Source organism: Nostoc sp., assembly GCF_036917755.1.
Classification (GTDB): domain Bacteria; phylum Cyanobacteriota; class Cyanobacteriia; order Cyanobacteriales; family Nostocaceae; genus Nostoc.
Window position 1 is genome coordinate 1 of sequence record NZ_JBALFC010000039.1, and the last position, 16,196, is coordinate 16,196.

A 16,196-nucleotide genomic window follows, 5' to 3' on the forward strand; every position below is an offset into this window, starting at 1 on the left:
TCTAGTTCGAGTTGGCGAGGTTTGTCTGGTGGGAGTTGCTGGAGTTTCTCTAGTTCGAGTTGGCGAGGTTTGTCTGGTGGGAGTTGCTGGAGTTTTTCTATTTTCAGCTTCCGAAACTGGTGGATTTGATGGAATACCTGTTGGTAGTGGCGTTCCTTTTCCCAGTTTGATTTCTTGACGGCGGTTCCAAGGTAAATTACCGACTGGAACTGTAGGTGTGGGTTTTGGAGTGGCTGTAGGTTTTGGTGTGGCTGTAGGTTTTGGCGTGGCTGTAGGTTCTGGTGTGGCTGTAGGTGTCGGCGTAGAAACTCTCTGTTGCTTAAAAGGTTTGCTATTAGGTTGAGAGGCGTAAGTTCGGTTCTTTTTCTGGAGATTATCCGCAGAATTTATTAGGCCAAAATCTTGATTTCTGGGCGGAGTTCGTCCTGTTTGTGGTGAAGGTGCTGTTACAGACTTTTGAGTTGAGGATAGTGGCTTTGGCGAAACTGTTTTGGCTATTAATTTTGATTTTGTTTTGGGAGTAATGTCTATCAATTCAATGGGAACAGCAGATTGACTTTGCTGGGGAAACCACAGACTAAATGCATTAGATGAGCGCATCAGCCAGAACGCCAGCAAGTGCAGAGAGACTGAAGCTATAACGACAGAAATCCACAGACCGGGTGGGTCGGTGTGTCGTCTCCAGACCTTGGCTGGAATTGGAGTTTTGTCTGCAACCGATGGTGTCATATTATCGAAACTGGATATGATTAGGCACTCTTATTCATTGCTAATGCTTTAAAATACCAGTTTAAATTTTAGCGATTAAAGATTATCTCTGGTTTAACAACGAAAGTCAAAACTGTTTCATCTACTCCTTTAAGTTCTAGCGGACTACCTTTAGTAATTTCTTCTTCCTGCAAATAATCTGCCACGGCAGCAGAAACCAGAATAGTACCGGGAAGAGCGGCAACTTGCAACCTTGCAGCAATATTCACACTTGGGCCGATGGCAGTATAATCGGCACGTTCAGCGCTACCAAACATCCCCACAACAGCAGTACCTTGGTGGATACCGCACCGGAACTGTACGCCAGTAAGTTTGTCGCCATCGAATACACCTTGATCTCGCCAGCGCTGGTTCAACTCAGTCAGAGAGTGGTGCATTGCTCTAGCTGTATTGATGGCACGACGTACCTGTTCATTAGGGGTTAGTTCTTCTGGCGCTCCGTATAAAGCTAAGATAGCATCTCCCATAAATTTATCTACAGTGCCGCCATTGCTAAATACAACCTTGGTCATGGCTGCTAAATATTCATTTAGCAACTCTGCTACTCGCCGGGATCTGAGAGTATTTGCTAACTGTGTAAAACCGACGATATCACTAAACAAAACTGTAATTAAGCGTGGTTCTGGGCGCAAATCTAAGGTTAAATCTCCGGTTGCGGCTTTTTGCACTAACACAGCCGGTAAAAAGCGCTTTAGCACCGATTCTGTTAGATAAGTATTTAACTCCACGATTCGCCGTTCATTTTCCTTCAATCCTAAAAGATTCCGAACTTCCGCCAAAAGTTCCCGGTCATTGAATGGTTTTGCTAAATAAGCATCCGCCCCATGTTCTGTACCTTCGATGCGGGTTTCCTCGTCTACTTTCGCTGTCAGCAGAATGATTGGTGTTCCTCTCAACTTGTCCTGATTGCGGATCATCTGAATCATCTCAAGTCCGCTCACCAAGGGCATCATTAAGTCAGTCACAATCAAGTTGGGTATAATTTCCTTAGCGATCGCATACCCTTCAGAACCGTTACGAGCTGTATGCACATGATAGCCGTTGCGGCGGAAAATCTCAGATACATAGTTTCGCAGATCCGGGTTGTCATCTACAACTAAAATTGAGGAGCCAGCCGTCTGCAGGGGTTCCCCTTGTTGAGCGGTCTGGCGTTGCTGGGTCTTAAGTGTTAAGTCTTGAGTATCAATAGTGGGGGAGAAGTTTCTTGTAATATCTTCAATATTGTCTGTTGTTGACTCTACCAGTTCTAAATCAGCCAATTCTACGCTAGCGCGGCTGGTGTTCAGTTCGATAGACGTTTCTAGTACTTGCTGTGCAGGTAAATGAGCATTTCCAGTCACAAGCCATAAACAAAAGGTAGTGCCTTCGCCGTAAACTGATTCTACAGTGACTTGACCGCCATGTAATTCTACCAATTCTTTAACTAAAGCTAAACCCAAACCACTGCCTTCATAGGAGCGGTTTGCTGAACCTTCAGCTTGGCGGAAGCGCTCAAATAGATAGGGAATTTGTTCTTTAACAATGCCAATTCCAGTATCTTGTACTTGCAATATGCAACGATTGCCCTCAGATTTTAGTCTGACGGCGATCGTCCCACCTTCAGGAGTAAACTTCATGGCATTTGACAGAAGGTTATAAACCACCTTGTCAAATTTTTCCATATCCAAGTACACCGTAGGACATTCATCTAAGTAGGTAGTCAGATGCAGTCCTTTTTTCTCACAGTAGGGGCGAAAAGACTCGACAATTTGGCTGACAAATTCGACTAAATCGCAGGGATGGAAACTAGGCTGCATTCTCCCCGCATCCAGACGTTGTAAATCCAGCAGTTGATTTACCAGTCGCAGCAGGCGGCGGGAGTTACGCAGGGCGATCGCACTTTGGGAGTAAGATAATCCCTCACCAGCCGCCACCGCCGACTCTAAAGGCCCTTGAATCAAGGTGATGGGAGTGCGAAACTCATGGGAGATATTTTGGAAAAATTCGGTTTTTTGTTTATCTAATTCCAGTAAGCGTTCAGCTTGTTGACGAGTTTTTTGATACAAGTGTGACTGCTGGACAGCGATCGCGGCTTGAGCTGCTACTGCTTTCGCCAAATCAATATCAGATAACAGCCATCGGCGGACTTTGTTACCTTCATGCAGGGTAATACTACCGATACATTTACCATCAGCCAATAATGGCACAAACATTAGCGATCGCCCTGGCATTTTCAAAGGCAAATCAAAACCCTGCACTCCTGAGAGAGAATGGCTGACATTACCAATTACCACTGGTTCATGTGTCTTTAGCATTTGTTGGAGGATTGGATTCTCCTGTATAGATGCTTGAGAGTAGGGTATTCTCTGAGTTAATAAGTTCTTATTGCTACTTAAATTTTTCTCTGGGACTGGCAATGCCTGGGGTGGGCTGTGCCTACGCAAATTTTCCGGTTGTTGAAAACTGTCATACAAGCCCACACACTCGGCAAACTCATCTTCCTCTGTCCACAAAGACAGGACACAACCATCGACTTGTAAAGCTTGTCCCAATTGCTGGGTAATCGCCGCAAAGATATCTTGGGGGTCTAAGCTAGAGCGAATCGCGCTAGTAATCGTATTAATTAGGGCTTCTCGCTTGGCAAGTCCACGTACTTGTTCGTAAGCATAAGCTTGAGACAAAGCTAAAGCTGCCTGATCCGCTACCATCAACACTAACTGCACCTCATCATCCCCCCAGAAGCGAGGTACAGAACACTGATGCAATGCCAGCACTGCCATTAGTTCTTGTTGGCAGATCAATGGCACAACTAAACTAGAACAAATGTTAGCAGCTGCAAAAGCTGCCTCACGTTGGCGCAGTTCGGGAGTATTCCCGTGAATACGCTCATCATCGATCACATCGTGAATCACCTGGACTTCGCGGGTTTCCCACACCGTCTGAGCCAAAATAGGCAGAGGGCTGGGGATGCTGGGACTCAGATCCCCCTTTGGGGAGAGAGGGGAAAGACTTATTGCAACTTCCCCTGCTTCTTCAGAAAGAGCTTTCTGATAAATGAATCCCTTATCCGCCAACTGCTCATCTTGAAAGGGACGCAACAGACATACATCCACCTCCAACATATGGCCCACTGTGTCTACAATTGCCTGCAAAATTTGGCGATAGTCTAAAGCACTGCGAATCGTATTTGTTACGGTATTCAGCAGCGATTCTTGTCGGAGTGTACGGGTAAGTTCGCGGGTGCGGGCTTTGAGGACATTGTGGGTATCCAAAGCTTGGCGTACCACTGCTTTGAGTTCCTCTGCTTCCCACGGTTTAGTGACATATTTGAATACCTTACCAGCGTTGATTGCTTCCACCAAGTCTTCCACATCGGTGTAGCCAGTTAAAATAATCCGAATAATATCTGGATATTGAGTTGCTGTGAGACTCAAAAATTCTGTACCGCTCATCATCGGCATCCGCTGATCGGAGATGATCACTGCGACCTCTCCCTCTTGAGCCAGCAGATCAAGTGCCGCAGGCCCAGAGTTTGCCCTTAGCACCTTATAGTCACGATAGAAAGTGCGGTAAAGCAAGTCAAGGTTGTCTGGTTCATCATCGACAACCAAAATTTTCGGCTTACTGTTTGCTGGGGATTTCATGCACCGCCTTCCTGCTGCAACGGCAGTCGGATAAAGAATAATCTGATCAGGTAAGGATTTTTCTGAGTCAGGTAAGAGCAGAGCATTTTGACCAATAAGGCTGTTTGGTTACATGACTGCTGAGTGTAGGAGTGTTTACTCACAGTAATTCGTCTCAATGGCTTATGCCCATTACCGTTTGCTTTGGTGCAGTGTAATTGCTTTCATAGTCAGTTTTAGGGTTACAGAGTCGATGCTTGCTTGCCAAATCTTCTTTCACCTCCTGTGAGCAATGTCTGATATCACATACAGCGCTCATAGCTAGCTGAAAAATCCAGATGATAGCTGCATACTAAGTTTTCCCTCCGCAGCCGTTTTACTAACACTTGCAGGTAAATTTTATTTTTGGTAGTCATGGTAGAGTCAGTAATATTAAAACAATAAGATTTAAAGCCAAAGTATACTATTAGACAAATACCTCTTTCTAATTTAGCAATCAGAACTATCATTAAGACAAGTCGTAGTGGTTAAGAAGTTAGGGATTAGGAATCTTGCAGATTCTTCCCCAGTAGCTGTACAGCCTGTTCCCATAACCTAGTAGCAAAGTCCTGTTAGTGTAGTAGCAATTGCATAAACAAGTTCAGTACTGCAACCAAAGGTGGCTTGCAACCAGAGTTTGTCGGTGGTGTACTTACTTAACAATTTTGTAGGTTATGCCTACGGACAGGTTATGCTATTTATCTACCCATTCACCTAAACCTGTACGGTACGACTTTACAGATGTTTTTCTGGTGAACACACTGATATCCTCCTTACCTAAAGCAAGGGAAAGATTGTAGATTTATGAAGCTGTAACTTCTAAGACTCTTTCAAAAATCCAGGCTATAAAGCCCCAAACTCAAGTCTAAAACTTTGTATGCTCCACAGGCAAAAGCACATTAGCAATCTTAGATCAGTTCAATCTCCTGGGTAGATATGAAGTTTTTATTCAGTTTAAATGGTGTTTGAGGATATTTGAGAACATTTTCGTTGAATAAAATCAATACTAAACTCGCCTTGAAATATCGGTTTTTTCATCCATACCAGCAACAGCCAATCGATCCAGCTTGCTGCCAATTTCAAATTCGTACAGCTACACCTGCTGATTTAATCGGCGTTGCCCAAATTATTGCTGAAAGCTTTCACTCCCAAAAGGGTATGTGGGGATGGGCTTTTCCATTGCTACGTTTGGGTATTTATGAAGACTTAAGGCATCGCATGGCATCACCTTTGCCGCGTCATATTTGTTTAGTCGCCTTTGAAACTAGTACTGGCGCGGCTAATAATTTAGTGGGAAGTGTGGAACTAGGTGTACGTTACAGTGATTCGTGGAGCCAGGTTGGTATGGGTTTTCCTTACTTATCTAATTTAGCGGTTCACCCAAAATACCGTAGACATGGTGTGGCTTCAGGGTTACTGACTAGCTGTGAAAAAGTCTCTCGCGAGTGGGGATTTCAAGACTTATATCTCCACGTTTTAGAAAATAATCATCAGGCAAGGCAACTTTATTTCAAGGCGGGATATCGGGTGGATAAAGTGGAATCCAATTGGAATACGTTTTTACTAGGACGCTCAAGCCAGATGTTCTTGCACAAGCATCTGAGTGCTGATTCCACTATCTGAATTTTATTTTGGCAATTGTAAATTTTTATGTTGTAATTAGTTTGGAGAAAATCTCTCACCAATATCGATAATCAAAGTACAAATTAATCTAGTTAAGAACTCAGTCAATATTAGCTAAATATAGCTAAATAGCTAGATATACAGCCTTAGATAATTCTTTTAAGGATATTTTATTTAGAGTTTTTATTATTCATAAAAGTATAACTTTGGAAAACTTAATTTAAATCATCAAACGTTATATTATGTCTTTTTTTATTTGTCATTAAATAATAACTATTTTAGTTGAGAGTATTTTATATAGAGAAATAAATAAATTATAATGGAAATAGCTTTACAATTAATTTAGAAAATCAGCAATCCCTCATAATAACTTTGTAATTAAGATATTTATCTTTATAAAAACTTTAAGAAAACACTCTCCGAATTTGGAGACAAATCTAGTTATATCTCATAAAATATGATTACTCAATTACCAAACAATGCCTGTTTATTACTATCTTAGTTAAATTGACTAAAAGACTCTTGATAATAAAAGAATTCAAAAAGCTGATTTAACATAACAACTAGTTACGTTTTGAAGTGCATACTACTACCAAATTCGTTGAAAGTTTAAAAAACATGGATAGCGAACAGCATCGACGCTATCAGACCTCTATGATATCAACTTATTACCCTGAAACTAGTTTCCTTGACTCTGTTGTCATGGCAGATGGAACTGAGCAATCGCAAGGCTCGGATATCCTTACACGTTTACACAGTGGAAAAGTTTTCATCGTCAATAGTCGTAGACGAAATGGATTAATACTTTTTAAGCGCTACCATGCAGAGTTTGCTGGTCCTGGGGCTGCTGTGGGTGGGGATTACGATTGTGATTGCCAAAGGGCATTGCCCATAGGTAATCTGTCTTTATTAACTCCTGAATGTAATGAAGAACGTCAGAAGGCTTACTTGATTAGGCGACAGTGGATTCGATTGATCAAACAAATTACAGAAAACCCAGTGCCTGGGCAGCGAGTCCAAAAGATTCTCGATCAGTTTGAACAATACTTTCCACCAGAAATAGTGGCTCTTCTGCCGGATGTTGCTTTTGCTTTTTTAGTAGGTGTGCTGCCACAAACAGTCGGAATAGTACGCCGTTTGGGTAGTGAGGTGGACAACCGATTTCATTACTAAGTCAATTGCTAAAATTCCAAATTTGCCAAAGCAGCTTGGACTCGATTAACGGTGCGGGCGTTTTCCTCTATTGTCCCAACAGTAATTCGCAATCCTCCACTTATGTGTCGCACAAGAGTGCCGAGTGTTCTAAGTTTCTGGTGGAAAGTTTTTAATGCAGCATCTTGTGAATTAAAGCCATTTGGTTTCAGACGTAGGTAAATAAAGTTAGCAGCGCTGGCAGTAATTTGTAGTTCTGGTTGCTGGGACAAAATTTCGATGAGTTTGGCTCGTTCACTCAAGGTTTGGGGAATTGACTCTAGCAAGAGTGTACGGTTTTGTAAAGCAACTAATGCTGCTGCTATGGAAAAGCTGGGGAGATTGTAGGGTAAGCGAACTTTTTCTAAGATGGCGATCGCTTCGGGATGAGCAACGCAATAGCCAACACGGAGAGCTGCCAATCGGAAGGCTTTAGAAAAAGTACGTAATATTACCCAATTAGAGCGTTGTGCTAATTCACCTACTAGGGTAGTTTCGCTGAATTCAAAGTAAGCTTCATCAATTACTACCAAAATATGCTCGCTCAAACTTCTTAACCATGCCAACTCTGCCGTAGTTAAGCTATTGGCTGTCGGCGAATTGGGATGCACTACGAAAACTACGCGAATGGGGGGATTTTGAGTTTGTTCGATCGCAGACTGTGCTGCTTTTAAGTCAATTTCAAAATTTGTTTCATTTCTACCCACCGCCACTACAGGAATACCCAAAGTTTGTGCCAAAATTCCGTACATAGAAAAAGTCGGATTGGCAACGAGAATTGAACCTTCTCCTCCTAGACAAGTGGCGATTAATAATGAGCGGATTAGTTCATCTGAACCATTGCCAACAGAAATATTGGCAGCAGTAAACAAGGACGATGAGAGTCCGGCTGATTCATTGACGTACTGTGCGATCGCATCCTTAAGTGTTTCATGTCCGCCATCGGGATAACGATTTGTTTCAATTACTTGCTGATACGTCCAGGACAGCTTCTGTTTTAACTCAGGTGGTAAATCGTAGGGGCTTTCATTTGTATCCAGCCGATCGAACTGCGCCGGGACAGATGCGGCTGTATCGCTACTGGGGTGGGGTTTATAAGCGGTGAATTGTGCTAAATCTGACCGGATGAAGGGAAGCATAATTTTAGTCATTAGTCATTGGTCATTAGTCATTGGTCATTAGTAACTAAACAAAGCGCAAATGACTAAGAACATTAGTTATGTGTGAGTTTTATTTTACAGCTTTAAGGTAACTGGCAAAAGAGGCGAATTGCCTGCCAAATTTCTTCCATAACGTTACCCAAGGCGTGGTTACTATCGAGTTCGACTAACTCCACCCAAGGACGCGAACGCGCAAAGTCACGACTGGCTTCGATGGGGATGACTTCATCATTTTTTCCATGCAAAATCAGTGTGGGGATGGGACGTTGCAAAAGCTTTTCTTGGTATTGCGCGGCATCTGTAACGAAATCGTAACTTAAAGGAAGCGATCGCTGCTCCCCATAGTGGTAGATCATGATATATTTTTCTTGCTGCCAACTCTGTATTTGCTCACCCCCTAACTTGGGTAGCCAATGGGATAAAAAACCAAAAGCTGGTGCTAGCAAAACTAAGCGTTGCACTTCTAAATTTTGCTGTCCCAAGTGAGCAGCAGTCAAACCGCCCAAGCTTGAGCCAATGAGTGTTACTGGTGTAGAATCATTATTGAATTGGGCGGCAACTTGAGTTAGCTGACGAGTGATTGTCAACTGGGAAAAATCACCAGCATTCAAGTCGGGAATTTTCACCTTTGTCTGAATTTGGGTAAAGCGATCGCTTATATCCCGCGCTTTGGCAGAATTAGGACTGGAAGCAAAGCCGTGAAGATATATGTAGTGCAAGGCAAAAGATAGTTAGGAGTGAGAAGTTAGGAATTTTAAATTTTAAGTTATGAGTTCCTTTCTTAAACTCATGACTCATAACTCCTAACTCCTAACTTTTATTACCGCATTGTGACAAATTCCTCTGCGGCTGAGGGATGGATACCGACAGTGGCATCAAAGTCTTTTTTGGTTGCGCCCATTTTAACTGCGATCGCCACACCTTGGATAATCTCTGCTGCGTTTTCACCTACCATGTGAGCGCCTAGCACTTTATCAGTGTTGCTATCAACCACCAACTTCATCATTGTCTTCTCTTGCTTACCAGTCAAACTATGGTACATGGGGCGGAAGCGAGCGCGATAAATTGTTACAGCATCGCCAAATTTCTCCCGTGCTTCGGTTTCTGTCCAGCCGACTGTCGCGGCTTCTGGGTTAGAAAATATGGCCGTGGCTACAGTTTGGTGACTGAATTCACGGCGGTTATTCCCGAATTCACTATCGGCAAAGGCGCGACCTTCACCAATGGCTACGGGAGTTAAATTAATTCGGTCAGTGACATCGCCAACGGCAAAGATATTCGGTTGACTAGTTTGACTATATTCATTGACTGCGATCGCACTTGTGGTAGGATATCCAGGCCCTTCGATAGAACTAGCGACAATATCAACCCCAGCGTTTTTTAAACCTAGTCCATCTACATTGGGAGTTCGACCGGTCGCAACTAAAAACACGTCGGCAATTAGTGGTTCTTGGTCGTCCCCTGATAAAGTTAGTTTAAACCCTTCTGGTACGCGTTCAATTGTTTTTACCACATTATTCTTAATCAGCCGAATTCCGTGGTTTGTCATGCCCTCTTCGATTTCTATGCGAATGTCATCATCAAACCCGTTCAAAATCTTTTCACCTCTGGTAATTTGCGTCACCTCAGAACCTAAACCGCGCATAATACAGGCAAATTCTGTGCCAATATAACCAGCGCCAATAATAACTATGTGTTTTGGTTGTTCTTTTAGATGAAAGATTTCGTTAGAGGTAATGCCATATTCCATCCCTGATAAATCTGGCTTTACAGGATACCCACCAACAGCAATTAAAATTTTGTCTGCTGTAACTTTGCGTCCATCAACTTCTACGGTGTGGGGGTCTACCAATGTAGCGCGACTAGGAATTAGTTCCACACCCGCTTTTTCTAAAAAGCTGATGTGTAGTTGCGACAGTCGCCGAACTTCCTTATCTATAGATGTAATGAAATATTCCCAGTCAAACTCTACATTACCCACTTTCCAGCCATAGCCTGCGGCGTCACTGAACAGTGCAGGAAAGTGAGAACCATAGACCATGAGTTTTTTGGGAACGCAACCGCGAATTACACAAGTGCCACCAACTAAATCATATTCAGCGATCGCTACTTTTGCCCCATAGCTAGCCGCCCGTTTGGAAGCCGCCAAACCTCCAGAACCCGCACCAATTACAAACAGGTCGTAATCAAAAGTCATAAATTTATGTATCTCTTTAGCAACAAGTTAGTTCCTGGGAACTTACACAGAATGCGATTGAACTATATTAGGATATCCGGTAAATCCTGTGTAAGTCCTGTCCTTGAATTAATCTAGCGTTAGCAGATGCTATCTCGTCGTAGGGAATATCACTTTTTGCTTTGGTGGCTGTAAAGGCAGTAGTTAACACTTGTTATAATTCTGCCTCTAGCGCTGAGTATAAATCTATGCAGCTGCTACGTTGGAAAAACTAAGTTTATAAAATATTCCTACAAGTCTGAAAGTCCTAACAAGGTCAGGTAGTTTACCCTGTCCTCAACAATGAGAAATCAACTGATGAGACGTTCTAATACAAGTTACCTCAGCAGTTTGATGTGGTTGATATTTCCGAATAGTCTGAAAGGGGTTGCTGTTCCCGTTTCAGTGGGCGTCTAGTACTTCGGTTCTGGGAGAGTTTCAGGTGGTTGGACGCACGACTGGAGGAATTACTGGAGTAATGACTGGAGGAATTACTGGAGGCACGACTGGAGGAATTACTGGAGGCTCGACTGGAGGAATTACTGGAGGCACGACTGGAGGAATTACTGGAGGCTCGACTGGAGGAATTACTGGAGTAATGACTGGAGGAATTACTGGAGGCTCGACTGGAGGAATTACTGGAAGAGTGACTGGAGGAATTACTGGAGTAATGACTGGAGGAATTACTGGAAGAGTGACTGGAGGAATTACTGGAAGAGTGACTGGAGGAATTACTGGAAGAGTGACTGGAGGAATTACTGGAAGAGTGACTGGAGGAATTACTGGAGGCTCGACTGGAGGAATTACTGGAAGAGTGACTGGAGGAATTACTGGAGGATTTACCGTCCTATTAGCGTTATTTTTCCCAGGACGCTGCTGAGTATTTGAAAGGACTTGTCCTGCATCCTCAAAGGAATTTAATAGGGAATTATCTTCAATAGGGTGGACTGGGGAATCGTTTGTAATAATGTGGTTGGTGGAGGAAGTTGAAGGACTAGTAGTTAGGTCTGCAAAAGATGGGTTTTCAACTACTCCCTGACCTGTTATTGGCGACTGTGCATTCAAAGCCGCAGCAGTTTCAGCTTGAACGCTAGCGATCGCGGGGTCGGACTTAGGCGTAAGATTTTGTTTAGTCAAATCAAATCCCCGAACCAAATCGCTCATTTGATAAAAATTTCTGAGATCAAAATCGTATAAGCCCTGAAATTTGCCTTTAACTATAACCATCATCTGTCCTGCTTGCAGCACCTGAGTTTGAGAAGCTTCCTTATTAGAAACTTCAATGCCGCTATTTGTCAGCGCACCCACAATCGTGGTATCTGTTTGTTGGTTGTAGCGTACAAATAATGCTGAACCACGAATTGCTGCTGCTGCACTTGGCGTTTGTATACGTGTTTGCCCCCTTCCAGGTGGGATAAGCAGCAATGCGGTTCCATTTGATAGTCTAAAGCTGCGAGTCTTTGGTAAAAATTCAAATATTGCCTGTTCCCCAACTCGTGCCAAAGAGCCGTCGTTAAAACGCAAGTCTGCGAGGGAAGCTCGACCAGTTGACAACCCATCCCCAGGAATCATTGCATCTGATTTGCGTGCAGGACGCTTCTTCTGTCTATCTCTGGGTATCAGTTGTACCAAGTTGCGGAGGTTCTGAATCTCTGCTCGCGTCAGAGGAGTTATGGCATTTACCCGGTTTGGCAAAGGCAGTACTATAACTCCCCATAAACCAATCACTAATAGTGGAAACGATTTATGAAACATAGTTTGAGAATTTGGAAATTTCAACTAATACCAAAAAAGTTAAATTTTTAAGCTGTTGCTAATTGTTAGAGGAAGTTTTTTAGGTAAAATTGTTTGAATTTTAGTTTACATTTAATGCATAAAATAGATAACAAATAAACTATGTGTTGAGTTTATTTAAGTTTTTCTTCTCAAACTGACATAGTATGCAATAAAATCTGTGACAGATTTCAAAGTTAGTACTTGATATAAACAATTAAATGAGCAGTACCTTACAGGTAATCCTTTCTCATCAGATCAGCCACAGGGTCATCAGTTATGTGGGAAAAGGAGTTGTTTGGGATCTGTTGTGAAATGAATCACTGGCTGTATTTCACTAAAGTTCAGCAAAAATTGGATCGGAGCATCTCAGTTTTGCAAAAAAATCTCGGAAAAAATCCGAAAAGCAGCAATTTGAGTTTGTAGTCTCAGTATATACCTACAAAGCTAAAATAGATGCACTCAATTGTATATTCTGAGTCGGAACTTCCGATAGAGCTTGTAGGTCTACATTTGCCAAACGCGATCAACGCGATCTAATCAGATGCGACTCAAGAACTGGAAGAATTTGTTTTTTTGTATTTTTTTAGCGTCCAGTGGTGGAAGTTGGTGTTGCATTAGAGTAGATGCGGCAGAATCTGCAAATACAGATATTTGGCATCCTCAAAATTTAGCAAGCACACAGTTAAATTATCAGCAGTTATGTCAGAAGTTGGAGCAAGAGGTAATTAACTCTTTGTGCAAGCAGGCCAGTGAGTTGCATCCTTTCGATTCCCAGATGCCGTTAAATCTGGCACAGCAAACACGAGAAATAACTCAAGCCCCAGGCACAACCGGAAAACCTGAAGATACTCAAAAGCAAGATGACCCGCCACAGCTAGAATCGCAGCCAAGTAATTTGCCTACATCTCCTCCAGACTCAAAAGAGCAACTATTAAATACACCTGAGATAAATTACTCTCAAAGGCTAGAGAGGCTAATACAGCTGCTACGATCGCCAAAACTACAACCTGAGTCTGATAGCGATCGCGAATTGGGGTTGCGTGTGCGGTTACTACCCTTAGAACAGCAGCCACTTCCACCAACACAACAACCTGTAGTTCAGTTTAAACCCATAGGCTCTCTACAAGCCCGTGTAGGCTACTTCCAGACAAATAACATTTTTTCCTCAAATCATAGTCCAATAGAAGATGGTTTTGTTATTTCTGGACTGACGTTAGCCTCTGCATATTTCCCTTTAGGATCTAAGACTTATTTAAACGGCTCAATTGATGGCAATCTGATTCGTTATCTAAATCAGTCACAATACCATTACAACCAAGTAAGATTCAATCTCAGTATTTACCAGCAGCTATCCCAGCGAATGTACGGAGAAATCAGTTGGAGTAATCAACAGTTATTTTATGCCAATAACAGCGATCGCTTGGATAGCTTTAAAGCAGGCGATCGCTTTTTAAATGAGAATTCCCTGGAACTGTCTTTGGGACGGCGAGATTCCTTAACTCCAAAATTAACCCTAGATAGCTTCTACGAATTGAGTGTAAATTTTGCTGATCCCCTAAGTCGTAATCGGATAATCAATTCCTTTTGGGTTTCTCTAAACTACTATTTGCAAAAGCCTCTCCAGGTTGGTATTGACTACCAGGCGAACTTCTCTGACTTTACACAGCGCGATCGAGAAGATCAATTCCATCGCCTATTCGGGCACTTAAATTACCAAATATCCGATACCACTAATATGAATGTGCAGGCTGGAGTGAGTTTAGGTAGTTCAACCGACGAAAACATTGATTTTGATGGCTGGTTCTTCAGTATTAATTACAATTTGCAATTAGGTCAGTTTTGATGAAAGTTAGGAATTACAAAAATTAACTCGTTTTTAGCCAATACCTTTGCCAAAATAAGAGCCTACAAAAATTTCGGCAAAAATGGCAAAATCACCCATACATAAGCGTTTAGTTGACAACGGAGCTTGGATGCTCAAACCCTTCATACTGCAAGCAATACGTTAAAAAACACTTGCGGGAAAACTTGAAGGAATTTTTAGGACTTATTATTTTTGCCAAACCTTATAGACAAGGGAGTTAATACATCAACTCACCCTCGTAAATTGGCGAAGGTATTGATAAGTAAGTAGAATTAAATCGCTCATCAGAGTTTACAAGTCGTTTATGGACAGCATTGGGTAAAGCAGCAGCTTGCATGGGGGTTTAGTTGAAATTTGATGATTTAGTATCAAGAGCTGATGATGAAATACTACAAATTTTGCTTGGTAGTGCAGCAGTCCGTTTAATTAAGTTACTAGACCCTAGCGCAGTTACTCCTACATACCTGCGAGAAATTTTGATGGGTTTGCATACTCCTGAGAGCCTGCTCCTATCAAAAGACAGTCGTACCCTGCTTTTGGATTTGTTGCGTCCAGAACAAGCCAAGATTCTAGCTACAATTATGCAGGTTTCAAATACTGGTGATGTCTTCCAAGCTCTCAATGAAGTACAAGTGCGTCGTGGTTCTGACCGGGAATGTGCCCTTTTTGAGTTTTTTGAACTCACTGTGCCACAAATTGAGGAGTCTATCGAAACTCTTTCATCAGAATTAGTAGCTTCACTGTATCCTTTGTTTGTTCATCAACGCATAGCAGCCCGAAAAGTCAAACAGCACCTTAAACAAGAACCACGGCGAGTGCTGCTGCATATGCCCACTGGAGCAGGTAAAACGCGTACTGCCATGAATATCATTGCAGATCACTTGCGTCTAAACGAACCAACTATAGTTATCTGGCTGGCATACAGTGAAGAACTATGCGAACAAGCAGCAACCGAATTTCAGCAAGCGTGGAAATATCTGGGCGATCGCCAAGTATCGATATATCGCTTTTGGGGCAATCACAAACTCGATTTGGATGAACTACAAGACGGTATAATCATTGCTGGGCTTTCTAAAATCTACAGCCGCACAAAACGCAGTATCCAATTTATCAACCAGTTGGGCAGATGTTGTTCGCTAGTTGTCATTGATGAAGCACATCAAGCTATTGCCGAAACTTATAAACTAGTTCTAGATTCCCTAGTCGTACCCTATCAATACACAGGTCTGCTTGGGTTAACAGCCACACCCGGTCGGACTTGGGCAGATATTAAGTCAGATACAGAACTTTCAGAATTCTTTGCTAAACGCAAAGTTACCTTGGAAGTTCCAGGTTATGACAATCCTATAGATTACCTAGTTTCAGAACAATATCTAGCACGGGCAATATACCGTCCACTTTTTTATCAAAGCGGGTTGAGTTTATCTGGAAAAGATTTACAACTAATTCAAGAGGAACTGGATTTGCCCCAGAAGATTCTAGACCGCTTGGCTGAAAACGAAAAGCGAAATCTTCGCATTCTTCTAGAAATCGAGGATCTTGGTCAGCGTCACCAACGAATCTTGGTTTTCACTATCTCCGTACAGCACTCAAACCTTCTTGCTACGGTACTGCGAACCAGAGGATGGCAAGCCTATTCCGTAACTGGCAATACTCCCCCACAAGAACGCTCTCGTATAATTAACAGTTTTAAAGATGACTCTGCTAAAACTCAGATTATCTGCAATTACGGTGTTCTTACAACTGGATTTGATGCACCAAAAACCAGTGCTGCTGTGATTGCACGTCCTACAAAGTCGCTTGTTCTGTACGGTCAGATGGTAGGACGCGTCATTCGTGGTGTCAAAGCAGGTGGTAATGAAACTGCTGAGATTGTGACCGTTGTTGATAGTGACTTACCGGGATTTGGTTCTGTTGCAGAAGCATTCAACAACTGGGAAGATGTTTGGAGCTAATAG

9 protein-coding genes and 1 pseudogene are annotated in these 16,196 nt (G+C 42.5%); 4 read left to right on the forward strand and 6 right to left on the reverse strand.

Annotated features, from left to right (window positions below; all coding sequences use genetic code 11):
• Nucleotides 1-729, reverse strand: a pseudogene (locus tag V7L05_RS10200) (hypothetical protein); the annotation flags it as partial.
• Between the two features lie 68 nt (nt 730-797).
• Nucleotides 798-4,391: a response regulator gene (locus V7L05_RS10205; RefSeq protein WP_335164051.1), complete on the reverse strand. Its 3,594-nt coding sequence runs from the start codon at nt 4,389-4,391 to the stop codon at nt 798-800.
• 1,008 nt (nt 4,392-5,399) lie between these two features.
• Here V7L05_RS10205 and V7L05_RS10210 point away from each other — a divergent pair.
• Both V7L05_RS10210 and V7L05_RS10215 read left to right on the forward strand, forming a co-directional pair.
• A complete protein-coding gene (locus V7L05_RS10210) occupies nt 5,400-6,032 on the forward strand; it encodes a GNAT family N-acetyltransferase (protein ID WP_442937131.1) in 633 nt (210 codons plus the stop codon).
• A gap of 618 nt (nt 6,033-6,650) precedes the next feature.
• Nucleotides 6,651-7,205: a hypothetical protein gene (locus V7L05_RS10215; protein WP_334945366.1), complete on the forward strand. Its 555-nt coding sequence runs from the start codon at nt 6,651-6,653 to the stop codon at nt 7,203-7,205.
• An 8-nt stretch (nt 7,206-7,213) separates the two neighbouring features.
• Here V7L05_RS10215 and V7L05_RS10220 read toward each other — a convergent pair whose 3' ends face one another.
• The 4 genes from V7L05_RS10220 to V7L05_RS10235 all read right to left on the reverse strand — a co-directional run bounded on the left by V7L05_RS10220 (nt 7,214) and on the right by V7L05_RS10235 (nt 12,353).
• The gene (locus V7L05_RS10220; RefSeq protein ID WP_335164091.1) at nt 7,214-8,362 is read right to left on the reverse strand and encodes a histidinol-phosphate transaminase; all 1,149 of its coding nucleotides are present in this window, start codon (nt 8,360-8,362) and stop codon (nt 7,214-7,216) included.
• Nucleotides 8,363-8,466: 104 nt separating this feature from the next.
• On the reverse strand, nt 8,467-9,102 hold the full coding sequence (locus tag V7L05_RS10225; protein ID WP_335164052.1) for a YqiA/YcfP family alpha/beta fold hydrolase: 636 nt from the start codon (nt 9,100-9,102) through the stop codon (nt 8,467-8,469).
• Between the two features lie 101 nt (nt 9,103-9,203).
• Complete coding sequence (gor, locus tag V7L05_RS10230) at nt 9,204-10,580, reverse strand: glutathione-disulfide reductase (RefSeq protein WP_335164053.1); 1,377 nt, start codon at nt 10,578-10,580, stop codon at nt 9,204-9,206.
• 456 nt (nt 10,581-11,036) lie between these two features.
• A complete protein-coding gene (locus V7L05_RS10235) occupies nt 11,037-12,353 on the reverse strand; it encodes a FecR family protein (RefSeq protein WP_335164054.1) in 1,317 nt (438 codons plus the stop codon).
• 562 nt (nt 12,354-12,915) lie between these two features.
• Between V7L05_RS10235 and V7L05_RS10240 the strand changes: the two genes are divergently transcribed.
• Nucleotides 12,916-14,217 carry a hypothetical protein gene (locus tag V7L05_RS10240; RefSeq protein WP_335164055.1) on the forward strand — a complete coding sequence of 434 codons (1,302 nt, stop codon included), beginning with the start codon at nt 12,916-12,918 and terminating at the stop codon, nt 14,215-14,217.
• A 368-nt stretch (nt 14,218-14,585) separates the two neighbouring features.
• A complete protein-coding gene (locus V7L05_RS10245) occupies nt 14,586-16,193 on the forward strand; it encodes a DEAD/DEAH box helicase (protein ID WP_335164056.1) in 1,608 nt (535 codons plus the stop codon).
• Nucleotides 16,194-16,196 lie beyond the last annotated feature (3 nt).

What these genes read in the sequence shown, in the direction of transcription:
- V7L05_RS10205 (WP_335164051.1), bottom strand. Translation starts at nt 4,391, where the DNA reads ATGAAATCCCCAGCAAACAGTAAGCCGAAAATTTTGGTTGTCGATGAT.
- V7L05_RS10215 (WP_334945366.1), top strand. Translation starts at nt 6,651, where the DNA reads ATGGATAGCGAACAGCATCGACGCTATCAGACCTCTATGATATCAACT.
- V7L05_RS10220 (WP_335164091.1), bottom strand. Translation starts at nt 8,362, where the DNA reads ATGCTTCCCTTCATCCGGTCAGATTTAGCACAATTCACCGCTTATAAA.
- gor (WP_335164053.1), bottom strand. Translation starts at nt 10,580, where the DNA reads ATGACTTTTGATTACGACCTGTTTGTAATTGGTGCGGGTTCTGGAGGT.
- V7L05_RS10235 (WP_335164054.1), bottom strand. Translation starts at nt 12,353, where the DNA reads ATGTTTCATAAATCGTTTCCACTATTAGTGATTGGTTTATGGGGAGTT.
- V7L05_RS10240 (WP_335164055.1), top strand. Translation starts at nt 12,916, where the DNA reads ATGCGACTCAAGAACTGGAAGAATTTGTTTTTTTGTATTTTTTTAGCG.